Source organism: Mycobacteriales bacterium (assembly GCA_035533475.1).
Lineage (GTDB): Bacteria > Actinomycetota > Actinomycetes > DATLTS01 > DATLTS01 > DATLTS01.
In genome coordinates, this window is record DATLTS010000046.1 from 24,425 (window position 1) to 46,834 (window position 22,410).

The 22,410-nt window shown below is 69.6% G+C and carries 25 protein-coding genes and 1 pseudogene; 12 read left to right on the forward strand and 14 right to left on the reverse strand.

What is annotated here, in order from left to right; translation table 11 throughout:
• Positions 1–6: 6 nt before the first annotated feature.
• The 4 genes from VNG13_11160 to VNG13_11175 all read right to left on the reverse strand — a co-directional run bounded on the left by VNG13_11160 (position 7) and on the right by VNG13_11175 (position 4,276).
• Positions 7–1,248 (reverse strand): C40 family peptidase, encoded by a 1,242-nt coding sequence (locus tag VNG13_11160; protein ID HVA61077.1) that lies wholly within the window; start codon positions 1,246–1,248, stop codon positions 7–9.
• 73 nt (positions 1,249–1,321) lie between these two features.
• Positions 1,322–2,533, reverse strand: a complete 1,212-nt coding sequence (locus tag VNG13_11165; GenBank protein HVA61078.1) for an aminotransferase class I/II-fold pyridoxal phosphate-dependent enzyme — start codon at positions 2,531–2,533, stop codon at positions 1,322–1,324.
• Entirely contained in the window at positions 2,526–3,536 is a 1,011-nt protein-coding gene (locus tag VNG13_11170) for an NAD(P)H-dependent glycerol-3-phosphate dehydrogenase (protein ID HVA61079.1), read from the reverse strand. Before VNG13_11170 ends, VNG13_11165 begins: the two co-directional genes overlap by 8 nt.
• A complete protein-coding gene (locus VNG13_11175) occupies positions 3,533–4,276 on the reverse strand; it encodes a lysophospholipid acyltransferase family protein (protein HVA61080.1) in 744 nt (247 codons plus the stop codon). The genes VNG13_11170 and VNG13_11175 overlap by 4 nt, the downstream gene beginning before the upstream one ends.
• A gap of 141 nt (positions 4,277–4,417) precedes the next feature.
• Between VNG13_11175 and cofC the strand changes: the two genes are divergently transcribed.
• Together cofC and VNG13_11185 are read left to right on the forward strand one after the other, a co-directional pair.
• Complete coding sequence (cofC, locus tag VNG13_11180; protein HVA61081.1) at positions 4,418–5,053, forward strand: 2-phospho-L-lactate guanylyltransferase; 636 nt, start codon at positions 4,418–4,420, stop codon at positions 5,051–5,053.
• A 5-nt stretch (positions 5,054–5,058) separates the two neighbouring features.
• The gene (locus VNG13_11185; protein HVA61082.1) at positions 5,059–5,247 is read left to right on the forward strand and encodes a hypothetical protein; all 189 of its coding nucleotides are present in this window, start codon (positions 5,059–5,061) and stop codon (positions 5,245–5,247) included.
• A gap of 61 nt (positions 5,248–5,308) precedes the next feature.
• On the opposite strand, the gene VNG13_11190 is transcribed toward VNG13_11185, so the two are convergent.
• From VNG13_11190 to leuC, 3 genes are all read right to left on the reverse strand, one after another.
• Complete coding sequence (locus VNG13_11190; GenBank protein HVA61083.1) at positions 5,309–5,836, reverse strand: HU family DNA-binding protein; 528 nt, start codon at positions 5,834–5,836, stop codon at positions 5,309–5,311.
• A gap of 119 nt (positions 5,837–5,955) precedes the next feature.
• A complete protein-coding gene (gene leuD, locus VNG13_11195; GenBank protein HVA61084.1) occupies positions 5,956–6,582 on the reverse strand; it encodes a 3-isopropylmalate dehydratase small subunit in 627 nt (208 codons plus the stop codon).
• 13 nt (positions 6,583–6,595) lie between these two features.
• Positions 6,596–7,993, reverse strand: a complete 1,398-nt coding sequence (gene leuC / locus VNG13_11200; GenBank protein HVA61085.1) for a 3-isopropylmalate dehydratase large subunit — start codon at positions 7,991–7,993, stop codon at positions 6,596–6,598.
• Positions 7,994–8,058: 65 nt separating this feature from the next.
• Between leuC and VNG13_11205 the strand changes: the two are divergent.
• Positions 8,059–8,760, forward strand: a pseudogene (locus tag VNG13_11205) (IclR family transcriptional regulator).
• Between the two features lie 110 nt (positions 8,761–8,870).
• Here VNG13_11205 and VNG13_11210 read toward each other — a convergent pair.
• Positions 8,871–10,262 (reverse strand): hypothetical protein, encoded by a 1,392-nt coding sequence (locus VNG13_11210; protein ID HVA61086.1) that lies wholly within the window; start codon positions 10,260–10,262, stop codon positions 8,871–8,873.
• A gap of 41 nt (positions 10,263–10,303) precedes the next feature.
• Positions 10,304–10,801, reverse strand: coding sequence for a MarR family transcriptional regulator (locus tag VNG13_11215; GenBank protein ID HVA61087.1), 498 nt, complete (start codon positions 10,799–10,801; stop codon positions 10,304–10,306).
• A 74-nt stretch (positions 10,802–10,875) separates the two neighbouring features.
• On the opposite strand from VNG13_11215, the gene VNG13_11220 reads away from it, so the two are divergent.
• The 3 genes from VNG13_11220 (at position 10,876) to VNG13_11230 (ending at position 12,964) form a co-directional block, all read left to right on the forward strand.
• Entirely contained in the window at positions 10,876–11,979 is a 1,104-nt protein-coding gene (locus VNG13_11220; protein HVA61088.1) for a hypothetical protein, read from the forward strand.
• A gap of 77 nt (positions 11,980–12,056) precedes the next feature.
• The gene (locus VNG13_11225) at positions 12,057–12,512 is read left to right on the forward strand and encodes an NAD-dependent epimerase/dehydratase family protein (GenBank protein ID HVA61089.1); all 456 of its coding nucleotides are present in this window, start codon (positions 12,057–12,059) and stop codon (positions 12,510–12,512) included.
• Between the two features lie 101 nt (positions 12,513–12,613).
• Positions 12,614–12,964 (forward strand): hypothetical protein, encoded by a 351-nt coding sequence (locus VNG13_11230; protein HVA61090.1) that lies wholly within the window; start codon positions 12,614–12,616, stop codon positions 12,962–12,964.
• A gap of 6 nt (positions 12,965–12,970) precedes the next feature.
• Here the strand turns inward: VNG13_11230 and VNG13_11235 are convergent, their stop codons facing one another.
• From VNG13_11235 to VNG13_11250, 4 genes are read right to left on the reverse strand one after another with little or no spacing between them, the layout of a single operon-like run.
• A complete protein-coding gene (locus tag VNG13_11235; protein ID HVA61091.1) occupies positions 12,971–14,044 on the reverse strand; it encodes a nitronate monooxygenase in 1,074 nt (357 codons plus the stop codon).
• Positions 14,041–14,772: a CoA-transferase gene (locus tag VNG13_11240; GenBank protein ID HVA61092.1), complete on the reverse strand. Its 732-nt coding sequence runs from the start codon at positions 14,770–14,772 to the stop codon at positions 14,041–14,043. Before VNG13_11240 ends, VNG13_11235 begins: the two co-directional genes overlap by 4 nt.
• A complete protein-coding gene (locus VNG13_11245) occupies positions 14,769–15,617 on the reverse strand; it encodes a CoA-transferase (GenBank protein HVA61093.1) in 849 nt (282 codons plus the stop codon). The genes VNG13_11240 and VNG13_11245 overlap by 4 nt, the downstream gene beginning before the upstream one ends.
• Positions 15,614–16,372, reverse strand: a complete 759-nt coding sequence (locus tag VNG13_11250) for an enoyl-CoA hydratase family protein (protein HVA61094.1) — start codon at positions 16,370–16,372, stop codon at positions 15,614–15,616. Before VNG13_11250 ends, VNG13_11245 begins: the two co-directional genes overlap by 4 nt.
• 65 nt (positions 16,373–16,437) lie before the next feature.
• On the opposite strand from VNG13_11250, the gene VNG13_11255 reads away from it, so the two are divergent.
• Both VNG13_11255 and VNG13_11260 read left to right on the forward strand, forming a co-directional pair.
• The gene (locus VNG13_11255; GenBank protein HVA61095.1) at positions 16,438–17,232 is read left to right on the forward strand and encodes an SDR family oxidoreductase; all 795 of its coding nucleotides are present in this window, start codon (positions 16,438–16,440) and stop codon (positions 17,230–17,232) included.
• Between the two features lie 9 nt (positions 17,233–17,241).
• Entirely contained in the window at positions 17,242–17,904 is a 663-nt protein-coding gene (locus tag VNG13_11260; GenBank protein HVA61096.1) for a hypothetical protein, read from the forward strand.
• 4 nt (positions 17,905–17,908) lie between these two features.
• Here VNG13_11260 and VNG13_11265 read toward each other — a convergent pair whose 3' ends face one another.
• Positions 17,909–18,985 (reverse strand): acyl-CoA dehydrogenase family protein, encoded by a 1,077-nt coding sequence (locus tag VNG13_11265; protein HVA61097.1) that lies wholly within the window; start codon positions 18,983–18,985, stop codon positions 17,909–17,911.
• A 75-nt stretch (positions 18,986–19,060) separates the two neighbouring features.
• On the opposite strand from VNG13_11265, the gene VNG13_11270 reads away from it, so the two are divergent.
• Genes VNG13_11270 through VNG13_11285 form a run of 4 tightly spaced genes read left to right on the forward strand, consistent with a single transcriptional unit; the run spans position 19,061 to position 22,408 of the window.
• Positions 19,061–20,242, forward strand: coding sequence for an acyl-CoA dehydrogenase family protein (locus tag VNG13_11270; GenBank protein ID HVA61098.1), 1,182 nt, complete (start codon positions 19,061–19,063; stop codon positions 20,240–20,242).
• Positions 20,242–21,414, forward strand: coding sequence for a CaiB/BaiF CoA-transferase family protein (locus tag VNG13_11275; protein HVA61099.1), 1,173 nt, complete (start codon positions 20,242–20,244; stop codon positions 21,412–21,414). Before VNG13_11270 ends, VNG13_11275 begins: the two co-directional genes overlap by 1 nt.
• A complete protein-coding gene (locus VNG13_11280) occupies positions 21,411–21,926 on the forward strand; it encodes a MaoC family dehydratase N-terminal domain-containing protein (GenBank protein HVA61100.1) in 516 nt (171 codons plus the stop codon). Before VNG13_11275 ends, VNG13_11280 begins: the two co-directional genes overlap by 4 nt.
• Positions 21,923–22,408, forward strand: a complete 486-nt coding sequence (locus VNG13_11285) for a hypothetical protein (GenBank protein HVA61101.1) — start codon at positions 21,923–21,925, stop codon at positions 22,406–22,408. The genes VNG13_11280 and VNG13_11285 overlap by 4 nt, the downstream gene beginning before the upstream one ends.
• The last annotated feature ends 2 nt before the right edge of the window (positions 22,409–22,410 follow it).

Sequence of the window (22,410 nt, forward strand, 5' to 3'; positions counted from 1 at the left end):
CGCAGGTCAGGCCGGTCGGACCGCGCCGATGTAGTCCGAACGGAAGACGTTGTCGAACCGCACGTCGGCCCCGGTGAACGGCGCGTCGATCATCTGCCCGCTCCCCACGTAGATGCCGACATGGTGGATCGTCGAAGGGTCGGAGGTGTTGGTTGCGAAGAAGACGAGGTCGCCGGGGAGAAGCGCGGATTGGGCGACCCGCGTCCCTTCGGTCCACTGGTCGCCGGTGTAGTGCAGCAGTGCGATCCCGGCCTGCGCGTAGACGTACTGGGTGAGCCCGGAACAGTCGAAGGTGTCCGGTCCGGCCGCCCCCCACACGTAGGGCTTGCCGATCTCGGCGTATGCCCAGCGCACCGCGACGGCAGCGGCGCTGCCCGGCGGACCCGCAACGATGGGGATCGGCGTCGCGCCCTGGCTTGCCCGGGCGGACTCCAGCGCCAGCCGCGCCGCCTGGGCGGCGGCCGCGGCTGCCGCGGCGGCCCGGGCGGCCGCGAGCGCCGCGGCACGACGGGCGGCCAGCGCGTGCGCCGAGGCGATCGCCTGGTGCAGCAGCATGGACAGCTGTCCCTGCTCGACCTGAAGGGCGCGCAACGCGCTCACCTGAGCACCTACCTGGGCGAGCGCGCGGCCCCGGGCCTGGTCGGCGGCCGCGGCAGCCGACCGGCGGGCCGCGAGAACCCGGGTGGTCTCCTCCGCCACCGCCCCCGCGTAGGTCCGGGCGGCGACCAGCTCGAGCACCGCCCGATTCTCGCCGGACGCGATCGCGTCAAGGGTTCGCAGCTGGGCGAGGAAGGTGGCGGGGCCGTTGGAGTCGATGACCGCGCCAAGAGCCGAGCCGGTCCCGATCGACATATAGGCGCTCGCGGCGTAGCGGTCGACTGCGGTCTGCGCATCCGCGAGTTGGACGCCCGCGGCCGCGGCGACGGTCTCGGCGGCCACGGCTTGGGTGCTCGCCTGCGCGAGCCGGACCTGGGCCAGGTCGAACGATTCGATGGTGAGCTCGGCGGTGGTGTTCAGCACACCGAGCCGGCGCTGGGTGATCGCGATCTGCCTCTCCACCGCAGTGACCTCGGCCGCCCGGTGTCCGACCGCCGAGTTCGCGGCCGCGATCTGGCCGGGGGTCGGGGCCGGCGCAGAATCGGCCCCGGGCAGTCCAGCCCCGGCCGGGCCAGCCTCGGCCGGGCCAGCGGCCAACCCGGTGGCCAAGGCGAGCACGGCGACAAGCGACCCGAGCCGTTCTCCTCGCACTCCGCCCCCTCGACGGTCGGCAGCGTCGGTCCTACTGTAGTGACAGATGTGACGAAAGTGAACAGTTGTCCCGTCAGGGCGGCTCCAGGGCCGCGACCAGGTCCGCCACGATGTCCTCGGCGTCTTCGAGACCGACCGAGATCCGGACCGCGGCCGGGTCGATGCCCGCCCCGGCGAGAGCGGCGTCGTCGAGCTGACGGTGCGTGGTGGAGGCTACGTGGCTCACGACGGTGTGCGTTCCGCCGAGACTGGTGGCGTTGGTAGCCAGGCGGAGCCGATTGCAGAACGCCTGTCCAGCCTCCCGTCCCCCCACCGGCACGACGGTCACCACGCCGCCGAACAGGTTTTTCTCGAACAGCTCCACGGCAAGCTGATGATCGACGTGGCTCGGCAGCCCGGGATAGTGAACGGCGGCGACCGCCGGGTGCCCGACCAGAGCGCGGGCCACCGACCCGGCGTTGGCGCAATGCCGCTCGACCCGCAGCGGCAGCGTCGCGAGCCCGCGGTGCAGCAGGAATGCCTCGTCCGGGGCCAGCGCGCCGCCGAGATCGATCCGGGTAGCCCGGATCGCCCGGACGAGATCCGGGTGGCCGATGACCGCACCGCCGGTCACGTCGCTATGCCCGCCGATGTATTTGGTGGCCGAATGCACGACGAGATCAGCGCCGTGGGCGAGTGGCCGGCAGACCACCGGAGTGGCGAACGTCGAGTCCACGACGAGCGGCACGGCGGCTTCATGGGCGACCGCGGCGAGCCCGGGCAGGTCGGCGACGGTCAGCATGGGATTGGCGATCGTCTCCGCCCACACCAACGCCGTCTCCGGACGCAACGCGGCCCGGGCACCCTCGACGTCGTCGACGAAGGTGGCCGCCACGCCAAACCGGGCGAGGACGTGGGCGAGCAGGCCATAGGTGCCGCCGTAGACCTGGCGTTGCACGACAACATGACTACCGGCGGAGCACAGGGCGATCAGCGTGCTAGAGATCGCCGCCATCCCGGAAGCGAACGGCTGACCGGCCGCCGCCTGGCCGTCGGCCACCGGCAGACCGCCAGCCTCCAGGGCCGTTAGTCCCGCGACGAACGCGTCGGCGGTCGGGTTGTCGATCCGGCTGTAGACGTAGCCGAGCGTCGGGTCGGCGAGCACGTCCGCGTAAGCCTCGGCGGTGTCGAAGCCGAAGACCGCGGTCCGGTAGACCGGCAGGCCGATCGGGGGCTGGGACGGTGGCGGCGGGACCGGCAGGTGGACGGCGCGGGTGTGCGTCCCCGGCTCGCTGGGCTCAGCCACCGCGAGGGCGCTCCGACTTGGGGTCCCGCGACATCAGGCTCCGCACCATGTCTCCGACACCCATCCGCTCATGAACGACGGCCGCCACATGTTCGGCGATCGGAACGTCGATGTCGTGCTTGTGAGCCAACTCGAGCACGGCATCGCAGGACTTGACCCCCTCGGCGGTCTCCTTCGTGATGGCCAGCACCTCGGCGACGGTCATGCCCTTGCCGAGGTTCTCACCGAAGGTTCGGTTCCGCGAGAGCGGTGAAGAGCAGGTCGCAACGAGATCCCCGAGGCCGGCCAGCCCGGCGAAGGTGAGCGGGTCGCCGCCAAGTGCCTCCCCCAGCCGAGCCGTCTCGGCGAGCCCGCGGGTGATCAGCGATGCCCGGGCGTTGTCTCCGAAACCCAGACCGACCGCGATGCCCACCGCCACGGCCATGACGTTCTTCACCGCTCCCCCGAGCTCGCAGCCGACGACATCGGTGTTCGTGTACGGCCGGAAGTAGCCAGTGGCCATGGCGGACTGCAGGCGGACTGCCACGGCCTCGTCGGTGCAGGCGACGACACTGGCTGCGGGTTGCCGGCGGGCGATCTCCTTCGCCAGGTTCGGCCCGCTGACCACAGCCACCCGCTCCGCCGTGAGGTCCGCGACCTCGCAGATAACCTCGCTCATCCGCTTGGCGGTGCCGAGCTCGATGCCCTTCATCAGGCTGACCAACACGCTGTCCGGCGGCAACATCGTCAGCCAGCCGGTCAGGTTCCCGCGCAGGGTCTGGGACGGCATCGCGAGGACGACGAAGTCGGCACCCGCGAGGGCTTCGGCGGCCTCGGTGGTCGCCCGAAGCGCTGCCGGAAGCACGACCCCGGGCAAGTAGTCGATGTTCTCGTGCCGGGTGTTGAGCGCGTCGGCGAGCTCCGGGCGGCGCGCCCAGAGCACGGTCTCGGTGCCCGCGTCGGTTAGCACGGCCGCGAACGCGGTCCCCCAGGAACCGGCGCCGAGGACCGCCGCCCGCGTCACGCCGACCGCCGCCGCGCTGTGGTGGCTTCGACTCGGGTTCGAGTTCGCGGGTCGAACACCGACGCCGGCGGTTGCGCCCCCCGCAGTTCCGCTACCAGCGCGGTGACCGCGCCCATGATGGTTTCGGTCACGTCGCGCAACACCTCGACGGTCGGCTCGGCGCCGAGATAGCCGGAGAGGTCGACCGGCGGGCCGGCGAGGACCTGCGAGGTCTTGCGGGGCAGCAGACGGAGCAACCTGGTGTACGGGCGCAGGATCTCCTGCGGACCCCACTGGGCCACCGGGATGACCGGCGCCCCGGTCGCGAGGGCGAGCCGGGCCACCCCGGTCTTCGCGAGCATCGGCCAGCCCTGCGGGTCGCGCGTGACCGTGCCCTCCGGGTAGATGGCCAGGCATTCCCCGCGACCCAGGGCGCCCAGCGCATCCCGGAGCGCGAGCGTGGCGTCCGCGGTGTAGCGGTAGACCGGGATCTGCTCGGCGCCCCGGACCAGACGGCCGATGAGCGGCACCCGGAACAGCTCGGACTTCGCCAGGTACCGCGGCAATCGGCCGCTCTCGTAGAGGAAGTGCGCCAGGGTCAGCGGGTCGACATGCCCGACGTGGTTCGTCGCGATGATCACCTTGCCGGTCGGCGGGATGTTCTCCCGGCCGCGCCAGTCGCGCTTGACGAATACGAGGAGCAGAGGCTTGACCACGCAGATGGCGAGGCGGTACCAGAAACCGATCTTGCCTCGGCGCACCGAACCGACCTCCTCATCCGTCCACGACCGTCAGAGTTCGCGCCACCGGCCGCCTCGCCTGCCGCGAGTCTGTCTCGACGGCCGCCGACTGTCGAGCGATCAACGCGACCCCGGCGTGGGCCACCCTGCGATTATTCCAACGTGACGTCAGCGGCACTCCTCTGGTCGGTCGTTCTGCCGGTCAAGCGACTCGAGATCGCGAAGACCCGGCTGGCGACACCGGAACGGGCTGCGCTCGCCCTGGCGATGGCGCTCGACACGGCGGCCGCGGCCCTCGCCGGTCGCCGGGTCGCGTGCGTGGTGGCCGTGTGCGACGACCCGACCGCCGCCGCCGAGCTCCGGTCGCTCGGGGTCCAGGTCGTGCCAGACCTCCCGGATGCCGGGCTCAACCCGGCGCTGCGCCACGGGGTGGCCGCGGCCCTGGCCGATCTCGGGTCGGGGGTAGCCGCCGTCTCCGCCGACCTGCCGGCACTGCGCCCGGCCGAACTTGACCTCGCGCTAGACGCCGCCGCCGGCCACGAGCAGGCTGTCGTCCCGGACGTCGGCGGGCTCGGCACCACGATGTACGCGGTCCGGGATCAGCGTCATTTCCGCCCGGAGTTCGGGACCGACTCGCTCGCTCGCCACCTGCGCGGCGGAGCCATGCCGATCATCCTCGACGGCATCGACGGCCTGCGCCGCGACGTCGACACGTTGGTCGACCTCGCAGCGGCCGATGCCCTCGGGTTGGGTGCGCACACGTCAGCGGTGCTTGCCCGGTCCGCGGCCGGCCGGTGAGAAGCATGCAGGCAACCGTGCACTCTTTCGAACCGGGCGGCAGCGGCACCGTTGTCACCGACGACGGCCGCGAGCTGGCATTTGGAGCGGATGCGTTCGCTCGCTCCGGCCTGCGCCTGCTCAGACCAGGCCAACGCGTCCGGCTCGAGACCAGCGACGGGCGAATAACCCTGGTCACGATCTCCACGATGTGAAGGAGGGGAAGCCCCGTTAAACCCGGGCCTTCCCCTCCTTCACGATCGCGCCTGGCGCCGCCTAACGCCGCCGCGCGGGCGCCTTCTTCGCGGGGGCCTTCTTCGCGGGCGCCTTCTTCGCGGCCGCCTTCGCGGGGGCCTTCTTCACGACCGCCTTCTTCGCGGCCGCCTTTGCGGGGGCCTTCTTCGCCGCCGGCCGGCCGGCGGCTCCCCTGGCCGCGCTACTCGCCTTAGCCGCAGTGCGCTTGGCGGGGGCCGCCGCCTTCGTCGCCGTGGACTTCGCCGCCAAGGTGGTGGCCGCGGCGAGCTTCACCGCCCCGTTGACGACGCCCTTGAACTGGCTGCCGGGCCGGAACTTCGGCACCGAGCTCTTCTTCACCCGGACTGCCTGGCCGGTCTGCGGGTTGCGTCCCATCCGGGCCGGTCGCTCGATCTTCTCGAACACCCCGAAACCCGTGATGGCCACTTTCTCGCCCTTGGCAACCGCTCGGGTCACCGTATCGATCACTGCTTCCACGGCATTGTTCGCCGTTCTCTTGTCCACACCGATTCGATCGGCGATGGCATCGATCAGCTCCGCCTTGTTCACGTAGACCCTCCGATTAGTGCCGAGACCCGCGCTCGACTTTCGACGGAACGTAGCGGCGAATGGGGTGCACTGACAACGACCGGGCGGCGTTTTTCTTTGTGTCGAGGATGTTTTTCTTTTCAGCCGGCCGACGGTGACCCGGATTTGCGGCCCGGACGGGCGAAAGTCGTTGGAAACCAAGGGGGCCGCCGGACCTCGAAAAGTGCGATGTCCTCGACGTGTCGAAGGGTCAGTTCGATGTCGTCGAGGCCTTCCATCAGTCTCCAGCGGGTGTCGTCGTCAATTTCGAAGCCGGCCACGAGATCACCGAGGCGGACCTGTCGGGTGGCGAGGTCGATGACGATTTCGGTCGTGGGCTCGCGGTCGACCCGATCCATCAGCACGTCGACGACCGTCCCGGGAAGGACGACGGGTAGCAAGCCGTTCTTCAATGCATTCCCGCGAAAGATGTCGGCGAAGCGCTCGGCGATGACCGCTCGGAATCCGTAGTCCTGCAGGGCCCAGATCGCATGCTCCCGCGAGGAGCCGGTGCCGAAGTCGGCACCAGCTAGCAGGATCGACGCGCCCGCGTGTCGGGGGTCGTCGAGCACGAAGCCCGGCTCGCTGCGCCACGTGGCGAACAGGCCGTCGGCGAAGCCGGACCGAGTGACCCGCTTCAGGTAATCGCTCGGGATGATCTGGTCGGTATCGACGTTGCTGCGACGCAGCGCGACGGCTCGGCCGGCGTGCGCGGTGAATGGCTGCATGGGGAGGCTCCGGTCAGAGGTCTGCCGGCGCCGTGAGGCGGCCGGTGATGGCAGTGGCCGCGGCTACCTGCGGCGACACGAGATGCGTTCGCGCGCCGCGGCCCTGCCGGCCTTCGAAGTTGCGGTTGGACGTCGACGCGGAACGCTCACCCGGCGCGAGGGTGTCCGGGTTCATCCCGAGGCACAACGAGCAGCCGGCACCACGCCATTCGGCACCGGCAGCGAGAAACACTTCGTTCAGGCCCTCGGCCTCTGCCGCGATCCGCACCGCGGTGGATCCCGGCACGACCAGCACGCGCAAGCCATCGGCGACCCGCCGACCGGCGAGGACCTCGGCGGCGGCCCGCAGATCCTCCAGCCGGCCGTTGGTGCAGGATCCGATGAACACCGTGTCGACGACGACGTCGCGCAGCCGGGTGCCGGGCGCTAGCGCCATGTATGCCAGCGCGCGTTCGGCCGCGGCCCGCTCGGCCGGATCGGCGAAGCTCGCCGGATCCGGCACCGTGGCGTCGAGCGGGACGCCCTGGCCCGGATTCGTCCCCCAGGTGACGAAAGGCGCGAATCCGGCTGCGTCGAAGCTCACCTCACGGTCGAAGACGGCATCCGGATCGGTCGCCAGGGATTGCCAATGCTCGACGGCGGTGTCCCAGTCGTCGGCCGCCGGCGCATGCCGGCGGCCGCGCAGGTAGCCGAACGTGGTGGCGTCCGGAGCGATGATGCCGGCACGAGCGCCAGCCTCGATCGACATGTTGCAGACTGTCATCCGACCTTCCATGGTCAGGCCCCGGATCGCCGCCCCCCGGTACTCGATGGCGTGGCCCTGCCCACCCCCGGTTCCGATCCGGGCGATGATCCCGAGGATGAGGTCCTTCGCGGTGACCCCGTCCGGAAGGTCGCCGTCGAGGTTCACCGCCATCGTTTTGGGCCGCACGGCCGCCAGGGTCTGGGTGGCGAGCACGTGCTCGACTTCGCTGGTGCCGATCCCGAAAGCAAGGGCACCGAAGGCGCCGTGCGTCGACGTGTGGCTGTCCCCGCAGACGACGGTGAGCCCCGGTTGGGTCAACCCCAGCTGCGGTCCGATCACGTGCACGATGCCCTGTTCGGGATCGCCCATGGAATGCAACGGAACGCCGAACTCGGCGCAGTTGCGGCGCAGCGTCTCCAACTGGATGCGCGATACCGGATCGGCGATCGGCGCGTCGAGGTCGGTGGTCGGAACGTTGTGGTCCTCGGTCGCGATCGTGAGGTCGGGCCGGCGCACCACCCGGCCGGCGAGCCGAAGCCCATCGAATGCCTGTGGCGAGGTCACCTCGTGGACGAGGTGCAAGTCGATGTAGAGCAGGTCCGGCTGACCTTCCGCCCGGTGAACCACATGCGCGTCCCAGAGCTTCGCTGCGAGCGTCTGCCCCATCGGTCTCTCCACCTACCCTCTGGCTGCCTCTTGTGTCTCGCGGGCCGAGACGAGAGTATCGGAACATGGACAACTCTAGCGGAGTCGGCGTAATAGACAAGGCGGTTCGAATCCTGGACAGCCTTGCCGTGGGCCCGGCCAGTCTTGCCGCGTTGGTCGAACGCACCGGCCTGGCCAGACCCACCGCCTACCGGATTGCCGTCGCCCTGGAGAGCCATCGGATGGTCGCGAGAGACGCCGGGGGGCGTTTTGCCCTGGGCCGGCGCCTCGCGGAGCTGTCTGGGGCCGCGACCGTGGACCCGCTGCTCGCAGCCGCCGCCTTTGTGCTGCCCCGGCTGCGGGACGCCACCGGCGAGAGCGCCCAGCTCTACGGTCGGCGCGACGACGTCCGGGTCTGCCTCGCGGCGGCGGAACGGGCCGCTGGCCTACGAGACACCGTCCCGGTGGGCGCTGCACTCCCGATGAGCGCGGGCTCGGCCGCACAGGTCCTGTTGGCCTGGGAACCGCCGGCTGAGGTAACCCGGCTGATCGAGGGCGCCCGGTTCAGTGCCGCCGCCCTCTCCGCCGTGCGGCGCCGGGGCTGGGCAGCCAGCGTGGCCGAGCGTGAGGCAGGGGTCGCGTCGGTGTCGGCGCCGGTGCGGGCCGCGGACGGGCGAGTTGTCGCGGCCGTCTCGGTGTCCGGCCCGATCGACCGGCTGACCCGGACCCCTGGCCGGCGACATGCCGGCGCAGTCGTCGCTGCGGGAGCCGAACTCAGCGCAAGCCTCGGCGCCGGAGCCGCTCCCGGGGCCAAGCCGCCCGCCGGGGCCAGGCCGCCCGCCGGGGCCATGCCGCTCCCGGGGGCAGGCCGCAGGAGGGCCGCTACCCCCGCTAGGGGTCAGTCGGGCACCCCCGCGCCAAGCAGCGGCCCGCTCGTTTGACGAAACAGCACCACGTCGACCCGGTTACCGTTGCTGCCGGTCGCCGGGCCGTCACTGGACACCGCCGAAAACCCGCGCCCGTCAGGCCCGACGGCGGTCCAGATGTAATCGAGCAGGTTGCGATTGTTTCCGAACCCTGGGACGCCGCAGAGGATCCCTGACATGCAAATGTCGAGCAGGTGCACCGGCAACGGGAGGGGCCGCACCACCGCGACGACCGGGTGCGCCGAGTCGGCGTGGACGACGTAACCGGCTTCGGCGCTCCACGGCTGGGCGGTGTTCGGACCACTCGCGGGCCCGTGCAGATAAACCAGACCGAGGGTGCCGCGCACCGAGGTGGCCGCGATGGCTGCGTACACGTTGTTGCCGCCGGCGAGCCCGAGATCGGCCGGCCGGGACCAGTGCAGCGCGTGATCCGTGGACACCCAGAGCCAGGCGGACTGGTGGCCCGCGTGCAGACCATTGCCCAGCACGTACAGAGTGCCGTTCGGGGCGACGGTCAGCCAGTTGAAGCCGTCGATGAATCCGTCACCGGACCCCCCGACGTAGACCGGGTGGCTGACGAAGTGGCCGCCGGCCAGGCCCGGCGCGAGCACCGCCACGTACAACCGATCAGGGACCCCGACCGGATTGGCCGCGCTATAGGTTTCCGGACCGTCGATACCGTAGAGCACGTAGAGCTGACCGGTGCGCGGATCGGTAGCGACGTGGTCGACGTAGGCGTTCTGATTGGTCACGAGCGCCTCGACCGGGGTGGGGGACGTGCCGCCCGCCTCGGCAGGTACCACTCCGTCGCCGTAAATCGGCACCGGCACCGGGCCGAAGCTCTGCCCGCCGTCGTGACTGGTGTAAAGGTACGGGATGCCGTCGAAACCCTTGGTTACGACGTATACGAGCCTGCTCCCGAAGGTGGTCAGCCAAGGACGGTCGTAGACGTCCTCACTGATTACCGCATCGGTCCAGTGCAGACCACCGTCGGTGGATCGGTGAATGTAGATCCCCGTACCGAGAGATAGATCGACCGCGATCACGGTGTGGTCGTCGAGCCAGCGCATGTCCCAATCCCCGCCACCCACGTGCTGGAAGTACGGCCTGATGTTGACGAAGTGCCGGCCGCCGTCGATCGAGCGGAACAGGTCGGCCGGCTGGTTGGGCCCGCCCCCGCCCAGCCCGTCGACGAGCACGATCCGTCCGTTCGGGCTGACCGAGACATTCGGCTCTCCGCCTGCACCGCGGAACACCGTCACGGCGAATCGCGGCGGGCCGGGCCGCCCGGCGGACGCCGCGGTGGCGAGCGGGGCGGCCAGAAGGGCGACCGTGGCGAGGGCGGCGAGCAGACGACGGTTCATGAACCGAACAGTTCGCTGCCCAGGCGCCGGTTCCTGCCCTGCTATCGCCTGGACACCGCACGCCGGGCGGTGCCCGTCGACCCGGCCGATGCTCCTGCGCTGTAGAGCCGGCCGACGAGATCCTCGAGCAGGTTCGCGAGGCTCCGTCGCCTGGCGTCGGTCATGCTGGCGAGCGAAGCCGCGAGTTGGCGGCGCATGTGGTCGCGCAGCCGCTGCCGGGTCCGCCGGCCGGCCGGCGTCGCCGCGTAGACCACCACCCGTCGGTCGGCGGGGTCCCCGGCTCGGGCCAGCAGTCCTTCCTCCTCCAGCTGGAGAAGCGAGCGGCTAGCGGTGGGCTGGCTCACGTCGAGCAGCGCGGCCAGCCGGGACACCGAGATCGGTCCGGAGTCGGCAACCGTCGAAAGCAACCGGAAGTTCGCCCGGGACAGCTGCACCCCGCTGGCCCTGGCCCGCGCCTCGTGCACCCGAGGGGACATGGTGAGCCGCATCAGCTCACTCAGCGCGGCATCGATTCGCCGGATGTCCGCATCGTCCTCCACCAGCCCACCCTTCGTATGCGTGCCGAAACTATCTACACGTGGTCGGGGTTCATGTCACCGGCTAGCGTCGGGAGATGCCGTCGCCGCTCGATGAGTACCCGATCCATCAGACCTCACGATCGATGCGGACTGTGGAATCGAGCGACCCCAACTTCTACGACCGCTGCTACGTCAACGCCCACGATCGCAGCGGCGACGTTTTCCTGGTGGCGGGCCTCGGCGTTTATCCAAACCTCGGCGTCATCGATGCCTTCGCCGTCGTCCGGCATGGGGGCCGCCAGCACGCACTCCGGTGCTCCGACCAGCTACCCGAGGACCGGCTCCAACAACGCGTCGGGGCGTTCGCGGTCGAGGTACTCGAGCCTCTGCGCAGACTACGTCTCACCTGTACCGGCGATGAACTCGGAATCGCCTTCGACCTCACCTGGGAGGGGTCCTTCCCGGCCACCGAGGAACCGCCGCACACGCTGTACGCCGGCACCCGTCGGATCGTCGACGCCTCCCGGTTCGCGCAGGTGGGGACTTGGGAGGGTCGGCTCCGGGCCGGCGGGTCCGAGTGGACCGTCACCCCGGATCGCTGGGTCGGCAGCCGGGACCGGTCCTGGGGTATCCGGCCGGTGGGCGAGCCCGAGCCTCCCGGGCGAGCAGCGCACGAGCCAATCGCCGGCTTCTGGTGGCTATACATCCCGATCCGCTTCGAGAGCTACGCGGTCGTCCTCATCGCCCAGGAGGATCCGGACGGTTTTCGCAGTCTCAACGAGGCGATCCGCGTGCACCCGGACGGCCGGATCGAGCAACTCGGCTGGCCCCGGGTCCAGATCGGCTACCGGAGCGGGACTCGGCACCCCGAGCACGCACTCATCGGGCTGACCGACAGCTCCGGACGCCCGCTCCGGCTCGAGATCGACACACTCACGGCAGTGGCGTTGAACGTCGGCGCCGGTTACGGAGGGGACCCAGACTGGACCCACGGCCAGTGGCGGGGGCCCGCCTGGCGGGATAGTGCGGTCTACGACCTGGCCAGTCCGGAGGTCGCGAGCCGCATCCCCTTCGGGGTGGTCGACCACGTGGCGCGGGCGAGCCTCGACGGAGCCGAGGGCTGGGGGCTGTTCGAGCATGCTTCGATCGGCCGGCACGATCCCTCCGGTTTTGCGGACTGGGCAGCTGTCGCCCGCTGACCTCCGATTGCCGTCTTGTTTCGGCGGCCATTCCCCAGACAGAATCTGACGATCCGTCAGAACGTCGGGGAGGAAATGTGCTGAGGAATGCTCGCGTACTCGTCACCGGCGTGACCAGCCCGGTTGCCCGCCCGGTGGCGGTCGCCCTGGCCAGGGACAACCAGGTCATCGGAGCCGCCCGGTTCCGGGACGAGACGCTCCGGTCGTCCCTGGCTGCGGAGGGGGTGTCCACCGCCAGGCTGGACCTGGTCGGAGGTGACCTCGACGATCTTCCGGCAGAGGTCGACTACGTCCTGCACTTCGCCGTCGTCAAGAGCAACAAGTGGTCGGTCGACCTTGACGGCAACGTCGGCGGATTGGCGCTTCTCATGGAGCGCTACCAGCAGGCCCGGGGCTTTCTGCACTGCAGCACGACGGCGGTCTACCAGCCCGACGGGCATCGTGCCTTCGACGAGGATGCCCCCTCGGTGACAGCCACCGCAATTATTTCCTGCCGACCTACAGCATCGCCAAGATCGCGGCGGAGGCCGTAGCCCGGCACGGCGCACGGCGCTGGCAGCTACCCACGACCATCGCCCGGCTCAGCGTCCCCTACGGCAACGGTGGCGGCTGGCCGGCGTTCCACCTGGCCCTGATGGCGCAAGGGTCGGACATCGCCATTCACCATGACGCCCCAAGCGTCTACCACCCGTTGCACGAGGACGACATCGTCGCGATGGTGCCACGGCTTCTCGATGTCGCGGGGGTGCCGGCGACGGTGGTCAACTGGGGCGGCGACGAACCGGTGAGCGTCGAGGACTGGTGTGCCTACCTAGGCGAGCTGACCGGCCTCCGGCCCCGGCTCGTCCCGACCGACCAGGCCCTGCGCAGTGTCCAGCTGGACCTGTCCCGAATGCACGAACTGGTCGGCCACCCGACGGTCCCCTGGCACGATGGGTTCCGCCGGATGGTCGGGGCGATCCGGCCCGACCTGCTTCGGGCATGACCGGGTTCAGATGCCGGTCGCCAGGCCGTCGAGCACGCGGTTCGCCTGAACCACGATCCGCTCGATGAGCTCCGCGCAACTCGGCAGGTCGTCGATTACGCCGACGACCTGGCCGGCGGCCATGACTCCGAGATCGGCCCGCCCGTCGACCATGGCGGCGCGAAGCATCGTCGGCGTGTTCGCCGCCATCAGCACCTGGCTCCAGCTCAGCTGGTGGCTCCTGCGCATGGCCAACCCTTCCCGGGCGATTTCCGGCCACGACGTTCCCGACCGACGCTGGAACTCCCGCGCGCTGCGTACCGACCGGGTCAACCGACGCAGGCCGCCGCTGGACTCCAGCCGGTCGACCAGGGCACTGCGCAGAACTCGGTGCGGAATGCCGTCGACCTGCGTGGTCACGACGGTGTCGGTCACCGACCGGGCCAGATAGTGCTCCTTCACGCCTTGCGGCACCGGACTGTCGCGGGTCAGCAGGAACCGCGTTCCCATAGCCACCCCGGCGGCGCCATAGGCGAGCGCCGCGACGAGACCGCGCCCGTCGAAGAAACCCCCCGCGGCGATGACCGGGACGTCGACGGTATCGACCACCTGGGGTAAGAGCAGGCTGGTCGGAACCGGACCGGTGTGGCCACCACCCTCGCCACCCTGCACGAGCACAGCGTCCACGCCCCAGGCGGCGACTTTCTCGGCATGTCGCTTCGCGCCGATCGAGGGCATGACGAGGACTCCGCCCCCCTGCAGCCGCCGGATCAGCTCCGGCTTGGGAGCCAGCGCGAACGACGCCACCCGCACTCCGGTCTCGATGAGTAGGTCGATGCGCTGCGCGATGTCGCCCTGATCGGCGCGCATGTTCACCCCGAACGGCGCGTCAGTACGCTCCCGCATCTCGCCGATCGCCCGGCGCAACCCCTCGAGGGACATCGTCGCCGCGGCCAGGATCCCGAGGCCGCCGGCGGCCGACGTTGCCGCGGCAAGCGGTGGTTCGGCCACCCAGCCCATCCCGGTCTGAACGATCGGATAACGGATCCCGAAAAGGTCACAGATCGGCGTCCGGAGCGCCCGATGCGGCTCGACGGTCATCCGTCCACCTCCCGGTAACGCTCGCCGTCCGGATCGATCCGCCTCAGCCACTCGAGTTCGTCCGAGGTGGGCAGCCGGGTCTCAGCCAGGTCGCTAGCCAGCTGGAGGTCGAATCCGGTCGCCCGCTTGACGTCCTCGGCGCTGACTCCCGGGTGCACCGATCGGAGCCGCATCCGGTGGTCCGCGGTCTGAAAGTCGAGCACCGCAAGGTCGCTCACCACGTAGCGCAGCTCGTGGTAGCGGCTCGCGGCAGGGCCGGCCGCAAGCGCCCGTTCGTACCCGACTCCGCTGACGACATCGACCCGCTCCACGAAGACGCGCGGCGAATGGTTGGGCACCCAGTAGCTCGTCACGTTGTTGACCGTGTTACCAGGGGCTCCACGGAACCCGAGCAACTGAACCCTGGGTCGCACCATGTCGCCGATCGCGGCGAAGTTCTGGTTGCCGAAGACGTCGATCTGGCTCCCGCCCATGATCACGTGCCGCCGACCAGACCACACGACGTCGAACATCGATCGGTACGGATTCCAGGACTCGATCGCGCCGGAGCGGTCGGTGAACATCGCCTCCCCGTCGGTCATCACCAGGTCGGGTTCGAAGGTGAGCCGGGCGAGCAAGCCACCGATCCGGGGGATGGTCCCGATCGGGTTGGCCACGATCTCCCCATCCCCCCGGAAGCACTCGGCGATCGCCACCGCACAGACATCGGCCCGCCGCGGGCTACTCATCGGTCGGCGAGCTTGCGCTGGTAGTCGGACTCCGTGAGGTCGATCCAGGCCGCACGGAACGCCGCCCAGTCCTCCGCGGACCGGGCTGACTGGGCATACTCACGTTGGAACGCCTCGTCCCGGTCATAGTCGGGAAGGCACGAGGTGAAGTGGGCGCCGTTGGGGGTCTCGACCACCCCGTCCGTCCAGAGCCGGCTGATCCGCAGCGTGTGGTGGCTTCCCTCCGCACCGAACTGGTCGGTCGCCACGAGTCTTTCGCAGCTGACGAAAGCACGGTCGGCGGCTTGGCACAACAGGTCGTCGAAGTAGAGGTCGGGGCCGAGGAACTGGGCATTGCCAGCCATGTCCGCCCGGTTCTGATGGACGAGGGCGACATCGAGGCGCAACGCAGGCATCGCGACCAGCTCCTCCCCGTCGCTGTACGGGGAACGAACAGTCCGGAGCTCAGGCTGACGGACGATCAGGTCGGAACCCAGGCCCGCCCGGGTGGGCAGAAAGGGGACCCGCCAGGCAGCCGCCTGAAGCCCGAGCAGGAACATCCCCTCGTCGAGTTCGAGGCTACCGACGGCCCCAGATTCCCGGGCCCGGCGAAAATGCGGCTCCAGCGGGATGGAGTCCAACGACACGAACGCGAACACCACCCGTCGAACCTTTCCGGCCGCGCAAAGCAACCCGACGTCCGGGCCGCCGTACGACACCACGGTGAGATCGGCGAGCCCCGATCGCAGGATGGCCCGCACCATGGCCATCGGCTTGCGCCGCGAGCCCCAACCGCCGATCCCGATCGTCATCCCGTCGCGCAGCTCCGCGACGACGTCGTCGAGTTCGAGGCGCTTGTCGGTCACGAGCCGAACGTCGGTTCGCGGTTCTCGACGAAGGCGTCCCGCGCCTCGTCGGACACGCCGGTGAGATTCAGCTCGAACGTGAAACCCTGTTCGAACCGGTAGCTGCGCCGGACGTCCACCGGATCGATCCCATTGAGCGATTCCTTCGCCGCCCGGATCACCATCGGGCTCTTCCCGGCAATAACCGCGGCGAGCTCTCGCGCGGCGCTCCGCAACTGGGCCACCGGGACCACCTTGAGGATCGACCCGTAGCCGGCCAGTTCGGCGGCGCTGGCACGTTCCGACGTATAGACCATCTGGCGCATCCGCTGCAGGGGGACAAGCCTGGCGAGGTGGGTAGCGGCGCCCAGCGCGCCCCGGTCGACCTCGGGCAAGCCGAAGGTCGCGTCCTCCGCCGCGACAACGATGTCGGCGTTGCCCACCAGTCCGATCCCACCGCCAAGGCAGAAGCCATGAACCGCCGCGATGACCGGCACCGCGCATTCGTACACCGCGGCAAAAGCCGCCGCGCATCCTCGATTGGCGCCAACGAGCCCCGTGAATCCCGCTGCGGCCTGGATCTCCTTGATGTCGACCCCAGCGTTGAATCCACGGCCCTCGGCAGCCAGGATCACCACTCGAACTGTCGGATCCTCGCCGGCGCGGCGGAGAGTCTCAGCCAATTCGAACCACCCGGCAATGGTCAGCGCATTCACCGGCGGGGCGTCCACGACGACTTCGGCGATTCCGTCTCGCACCAAGCACGTGGTCACCATCGACGACACACTTTCTGATAGAGAGTCAGATCTGCTGACACCATAGACAACCGAGGGAGATCGCCATGGTGCAGGCGCCCGGGAACGATCTCGCCGGACGGGTCGCCCTCGTGACCGGTGGCACCAAGGGCCTCGGCCGCGGGCTGACCGAGGCTTTTCTCCGCGCCGGAGCCAACGTCGTCACCTGTGCCCGAACGGCGGCGGACACCTGTCCCGAAGTCGACGGCCGCAGCGCGGTCTTCGTCGCCGCCGACCTCCGCGACCCGGCGGGAGCGGAGGCTGTCGTGACGGCCACGATCGGTGAATTCGGCCGCCTCGACATCTGCGTGAATAGCGCGGGCGGTTCCCCGCCCGCGGCCGCGGCCACCGTCTCCCCACGCTTCGTGGAACGGATCGTGGCACTGAACCTGCTCGCTCCCTTCTATGTCGCGCAGCGGGCCAACGCCGTCATGCAGGCTCAGGACGATGGCGGCGTCATCATCAATATCGGCAGCATCTCCGGCAACCGACCGTCTCCGGGCACCGCCGCCTACGGCGCTGCCAAGGCCGGATTGGCGAACTTGACCGGATCGCTGGCGATGGAGTGGGCCCCCCGGGTCCGCGTGAACTGCATCGTCGTCGGCTACCTGAGAACCGAGCGCGTCGAGCTTCACTACGGCGATCCGGCGGGCGTCGCGGCCGTGGAACGGACCATTCCGATGGGGCGGCTGGTCGAAGCCTCCGATGTCGCGGCGGCTTGCCTGTTTCTCGCCTCCGACCCGGCGGCTTACCTCACCGGCACGACGATCGCCGTCCATGGCGGCGGGGAACCCCCGCCGTTCCTTGCCGCCGCCCGGGCCCGGCCCGAAGCCAGCGATTAGCATTCCCCCGTGGTCAAACCTGATGCCGCGTCAGTTCCGCGTGCGGCCGACGGCCGACTGCCGGGCCGACGCGGTCTGGCCACCCGGCAAAAGCTCGTCGACTGCACCCGTGACCTGCTGGCGACGACCCGGTACCGCGATCTCAAGGTCACCGACATCACGCGCTCGGCCGGTACCTCGTCGGCCACGTTCTACCAGTACTTCCTCGACCTGGAAGCTGTCATGCTCGCGGTCGCCGAGGAGACCGCCGAGGAGGGGCTCGAGCTCGCCCGGCTGATCGCGGATCACAAGTGGCAGGGGGCGGCCGGACTGACCAGCGCGGGGGACCTGGTCGACGGCTTTCTCGAATTCTGGCGGGCCCATCGTCCGCAGTTGCGGGTGCTCGACCTGCTCACGTCCGAGGGTGATGAGCGCTTCCGGCGCACGCGAACGGTCATGCTGAATGCGATTACCCGGGAACTGGCGTCGGCGATCACCGCCGTGCGGACGACCGACCGGAACGATGACGTCGATCCGATGGCAATGGCCGGTGCCCTGATCGGAACCCTGGCCAATCTCAGCGCCCACCAGAGCGGCTTCGAAGCCTGGAACATCCCGATGGCGGAGGTGCGCGAGGCGATGGTGCGGCTGCTCTACTGGGGAGTGACCGGGCCCCGCCTGCCACGGCGCTGACGCCTTACCCAGGGCCGCTGGCGACGCCCAGACCGGCCGCGATCGCGACCGCTCGCCGCTGCGCGCGACTGTCGCCGAGTAGCAGTCGCGACGTGGTGGCCCGCTTGAAATACAGATGTGCCTCGTGCTCCCAGGTGAAGCCAATCCCACCGTGCAACTGGATGGATTCGGCTGCGATGTGAAAGAACGCGTCGCAGCAGACGGCCTTTGCCAACGGACCGACCAGGTTGAGCTGGGCCGGCTCCGCCGCCGCGGCCCAAGAGGCGTAGTACCCGGTCGAAGCGGCCGCCTCGAGCTGCACCGCCAGATCGGCCGCCCGATGCTGCAGCGCCTGGAACGACCCGATCGGTTGACCGAACTGAACCCGCCTGCGCAGGTAGTCGAGGGTCATCTCCAGGCACCGCCGGGCGCCCCCGATCGCCTCGACCGCCAGCGCGACCCGCAGCAGACCGGTCGCAACGTCGGCCGCTTCGGCACCCCCGAGCCGGCTGCCACCCGCGCCATGCAGAACGACCGAGGCCTGCCGCCGGGTCGGGTCCAAGGTGGCGAGCGGGATGCGCTCCACGGCGGGCTGGTCGGTCTCGATCGCGACCAGCGAAGGTTCCCCGGCAAGGTCGGCGACGGCGACGAGCAGGTCCGCGGATTCGGCGTCGACAACCTGGTCGAGCCGACCCTCGAGCGTCATCCCGCCCGGTCCCGAGTCCCCGGTCAGCCCGCGACCCACACAGACCGCGGCGATCCGGCGGCCGGTGGCCAGTTCCGGCAGCAATTCGTCGGCCAGCGCGCCACCCGCGCGCTCGATTGCGGCCGCCGCCGTCATCGTCGCCAGCAGCGGCACCGGCAACAGGGCCCGGCCGGCCTCTTCGAAGACGATGCCGGCCTCCACCCAGGACCCCCCCGCGCCACCGTGCCGCTCCGCGAGGGCCACCCCCGGCAAGCCGAGCTGGCCGGCAACGACCGCCCACATTTCCGGGTCGAATCCGGCGGTCCGGCGGACCCGGTCGAAGGCCGTGTGATCCTCGGCGAGCGACCTGATCGTGCCGCGGAGCACGTCCTGCTCGGCGGTGAAGGTGAAGTCCATCGGGTCGATCCTAGGACCTGACGGTGCGTCAGGTCGGCTAAGCTGACTCGTCGTCAGATTCTAGGGAGCCAGCCGGTGGACTTCGATTTCACGCCGGAGCAGGAGTCGTTCCTCGCCGAGGTGGAGCGCTTCCTCGACGAGTGCGCCGATCCCGAGGTCTTCGACCCGACCCGCGAGAATATGGCGCAGATCGTCGACACTCCGGCCCGCCGGGCCTTCATGCGGAAGTTGGCCGAGCGGGGTTGGCTGGGAATCACCTGGCCGAAGGCCTGGGGCGGCCAGGACGGCGAGGGCGTCTACGAATACCTGCTCAATGAGGCCCTGGCCGGGCGTGGCGGTCCGCAGATCGGCAAGGGCGTCGGCATCATCGGAAAGACGTTGCTCCGGCACGGCAGCGAAAAGCTCCAACACGAGTTTCTGCCGCAAATCCGCAACGCCGAGATCGAGTTCGCCGTCGGCTACAGCGAACCCGATGCCGGGTCCGATGCCGCATCGATGCGCCTCAAGGCCACCAGGGACGGAGCCGGCTGGCGGCTCAACGGGCAGAAGATCTGGACCACTTCGGCACACTTCGCCGACTGGTACTGGGTTGGGGCCCGGACCGACCCCGAGGCTCCGAAGCATCACGGCATCACTTTGTTCCTTGTGCCGATGAACCACCCCGGGCTCACCGTCAAAGCCATCTGGACCATGGGCGACGAACGGACGAACGAGGTGTTCTTCGACGACGTATGGGTGTCCGACGACTACGTGGTCGGAGAGCTCAACCGGGGCTTCCAGTACATCTCGGAGGCGCTCGACCTCGAGCGCTTCACGATGTTCACGTTCTCACCGATCAGGCAGCGGCTCGAGCTGCTCATCGGGCACCTGCGGCAGGCTACCCGCGACGGGCAGCCGGTCCGAGACGACCCGGTCGTCCGATCCCGGGTCGCCCAGCTGGTCACCCAGGCCGAGGTGGCCCGCGTCCTCGGGCTGCGTTTCGTCGCCGAGTCTGCCAAGGGGGACGCTGCCCCGACCAGCGAGGCCAGCGAATACAAGCTCTACGCCACCGAGTTCTCGAAGCGCCTGGCGGACGCGTCGATGGATCTGTTGGGGCCGGGTTCCCAGCTGCGGGTCGGGACAGCCGAGGCCCCCTTGGCCGGGCGCGCGGAGTCGACCTACCGTTACACCGTTCTGGACACGATCGGCGGTGGCACCTCCGAGGTGCAGAAGAACATCATCGCCCGTCGCAAGCTTGGCCTGCCGAAGAACTTCTGATGAGCCATGGACCGCTCGGTGGCATCACCGTGCTCGATCTGTCCAGTGTGGGTCCGGCCGCCCGTGCGTCCCGCTGGCTGAGCGACTACGGCGCCGCCGTGGTCAAGGTCGGTCCGGTCCCGACCGTCCGGGGCCCAGGTGTCCAGATCGTCCCTCCGTTCCACGCCTACAGCGGCCAGCGGGGTATCCGCCGGACCCTGATCGATCTCAAGGCGAGCGAGGGTCGGGCGGTCTTTCTCCGGCTGACCGCGCGGGCCGACGTGATCATCGAAAGTTTCCGACCAGGCGTGGCGGACCGGCTGGGCATCGGCTACGACGACGTCAAGGGCCGCAACCCACGGATCGTGTACTGCTCAACTTCGGGCTACGGCCAGCACGGACCACGGTCGCAGTGGGCCGGACACGATCTCAACTACCTAGCCGTCGCTGGGTTCCTCCACACCTCCGGGCGTGGCCCGGACGGCAGGCCTGTACTCCCTGGAGCCACCGTGGCTGACAGCGCGGGTGGCGGATTGCACGCGGTCACCGCGATCCTCGCCAGCCTGGTGGCTCGCGCCCAAACCGGCGAAGGCTGCTACCTCGACGTTTCGATCGCCGACGGAGTGCTCGCGTTGATGGCGCTCCAGGTCGACGAATATCTCGCGGTTGGCCGTTCCCCCGAGCCCGGTTCCGGACTGCTTACCGGCCGTTACGCCTGTTACGACACCTACCGCACGAGTGACGGTGGATGGTTGGCGGTCGCCGCGATCGAGCCTCGGTTCTGGGCCAACTTGTGCCGGACGCTCGGTCTGGAGAAGTGGATCAACCATCAGACCGACGACGCGGTGCAAGACGATGTGCGGCGCGACCTGGCTGCGGTCTTGGCAGGCCGGAGTCGGCTGGACTGGGAGACCGACTTGGCGGGCGCCGACACCTGTATCGCGGCTGTCCGCCCGGTCGAGGAGGTAGTGGTCGACGAACACTTCAGTGCGCGCGGCGCGGTCATCGAAGCGCAGCATCCAAGCCACGGCGCCCTCCGCCAACTCGGACCGCTGCTAGCCGGCGCGCCACGCGCCGAACAGCCGGTCGTGTTGCCCGACCCCGCGACCACTGACACAGACGAACTGCTCAGCGCCGCTGGGTACACCGCGAGCGATTGTCGGGAGCTGCGGGCGAAGGGGGTCGTCGGGTGACCGGCACAGACCTGCCACCGGGCGTCACCACGCTGATCGACGTCGTGCAGTACGAACAGGCCGCCGATTTTCCGGTCGAACGCGGCTACGTGTGGACGTGCTGCGCGTCGGTCGAGAACGGCAATCCGCTCTACTGGGACGACGCGGTGGCCGCTGAAGTCACCGGCGGCCCGATAGCCCCGCCGTCGATGCTCTCCGCGTGGTTTCGCCCCCACCATTGGACTCCCGGCCAGACCAAGGCAGCCCTGCCGCTCCAGGTGCACTTCGACCTCAAGGAGCTGCTCGGGTTGCCGGAGGCGGTCATGACCGACAACTCGATGGTCTTCTATGACCCCGTACGGCCGGGGGATCTTCTGGTCACCGGCCAGCGGCTGCGCTCGGTCGGCCCGGAGAAACGGACCTCGCTGGGCACCGGTCGCTTCTGGGTCATCGACGTGGAGTACCGCAATCAGCGTGGCGAGCTCGTCGGTATCGAGTCCTACACCGGATTCGGCTACCGGAGGTCGGCATGAGCCCGGGCGCCGGCCAGTTGATGCTCCCGGACGTCCGCGCCGGCGACCGCCTGCCCGACCTGACCCATGACGTCAGCGCGACGACAATCGTGCTCGGCGCCCTTGCCAGCCGGGACTGGCGCCCGATGCACCACGACCACGACTTCGCGGTCAACCGCAATGGCACCCGCGACATCTTCATGAACACTCCCAACCAAGCCGCCTGGTTCGAGCGCTACCTCACCGACTGGAGTGGGCCCCTCGGCAGGCTCGGTCGGCTGCGCTTCCGGATGCGTGAGTCGGTCTTTCCCGGGGACACGATGGTGCTCTCCGGGATCGTCCGCGCCGTCGAGCGGGATGAGGTCGGGTGCGGCTGGGCAGAGCTCGACGTGACGCTCTCCGCAGGCGGGCGGACCTGCACCGAGTGCCTCGCCCGGATCGCCCTCCCCGACGCAGACGACGACAACCCCTGGGCCCGCCGTGGCCCCCGCTGGCAGCCGTGAGC

Bases quoted from the DNA above. Each gene is read 5' to 3' on its own strand.
- VNG13_11185 (HVA61082.1), top strand. From the start codon at position 5,059: ATGCAGGCAACCGTGCACTCTTTCGAACCGGGCGGCAGCGGCACCGTT.
- leuD (HVA61084.1), bottom strand. From the start codon at position 6,582: ATGCAGCCATTCACCGCGCACGCCGGCCGAGCCGTCGCGCTGCGTCGC.
- leuC (HVA61085.1), bottom strand. From the start codon at position 7,993: ATGGGGCAGACGCTCGCAGCGAAGCTCTGGGACGCGCATGTGGTTCAC.
- VNG13_11210 (HVA61086.1), bottom strand. From the start codon at position 10,262: ATGAACCGTCGTCTGCTCGCCGCCCTCGCCACGGTCGCCCTTCTGGCC.
- VNG13_11220 (HVA61088.1), top strand. From the start codon at position 10,876: ATGCCGTCGCCGCTCGATGAGTACCCGATCCATCAGACCTCACGATCG.
- VNG13_11230 (HVA61090.1), top strand. From the start codon at position 12,614: ATGGCGCAAGGGTCGGACATCGCCATTCACCATGACGCCCCAAGCGTC.
- VNG13_11235 (HVA61091.1), bottom strand. From the start codon at position 14,044: ATGACCGTCGAGCCGCATCGGGCGCTCCGGACGCCGATCTGTGACCTT.
- VNG13_11240 (HVA61092.1), bottom strand. From the start codon at position 14,772: ATGAGTAGCCCGCGGCGGGCCGATGTCTGTGCGGTGGCGATCGCCGAG.
- VNG13_11250 (HVA61094.1), bottom strand. From the start codon at position 16,372: ATGGTGACCACGTGCTTGGTGCGAGACGGAATCGCCGAAGTCGTCGTG.
- VNG13_11255 (HVA61095.1), top strand. From the start codon at position 16,438: ATGGTGCAGGCGCCCGGGAACGATCTCGCCGGACGGGTCGCCCTCGTG.
- VNG13_11265 (HVA61097.1), bottom strand. From the start codon at position 18,985: ATGGACTTCACCTTCACCGCCGAGCAGGACGTGCTCCGCGGCACGATC.
- VNG13_11275 (HVA61099.1), top strand. From the start codon at position 20,242: ATGAGCCATGGACCGCTCGGTGGCATCACCGTGCTCGATCTGTCCAGT.
- VNG13_11285 (HVA61101.1), top strand. From the start codon at position 21,923: ATGAGCCCGGGCGCCGGCCAGTTGATGCTCCCGGACGTCCGCGCCGGC.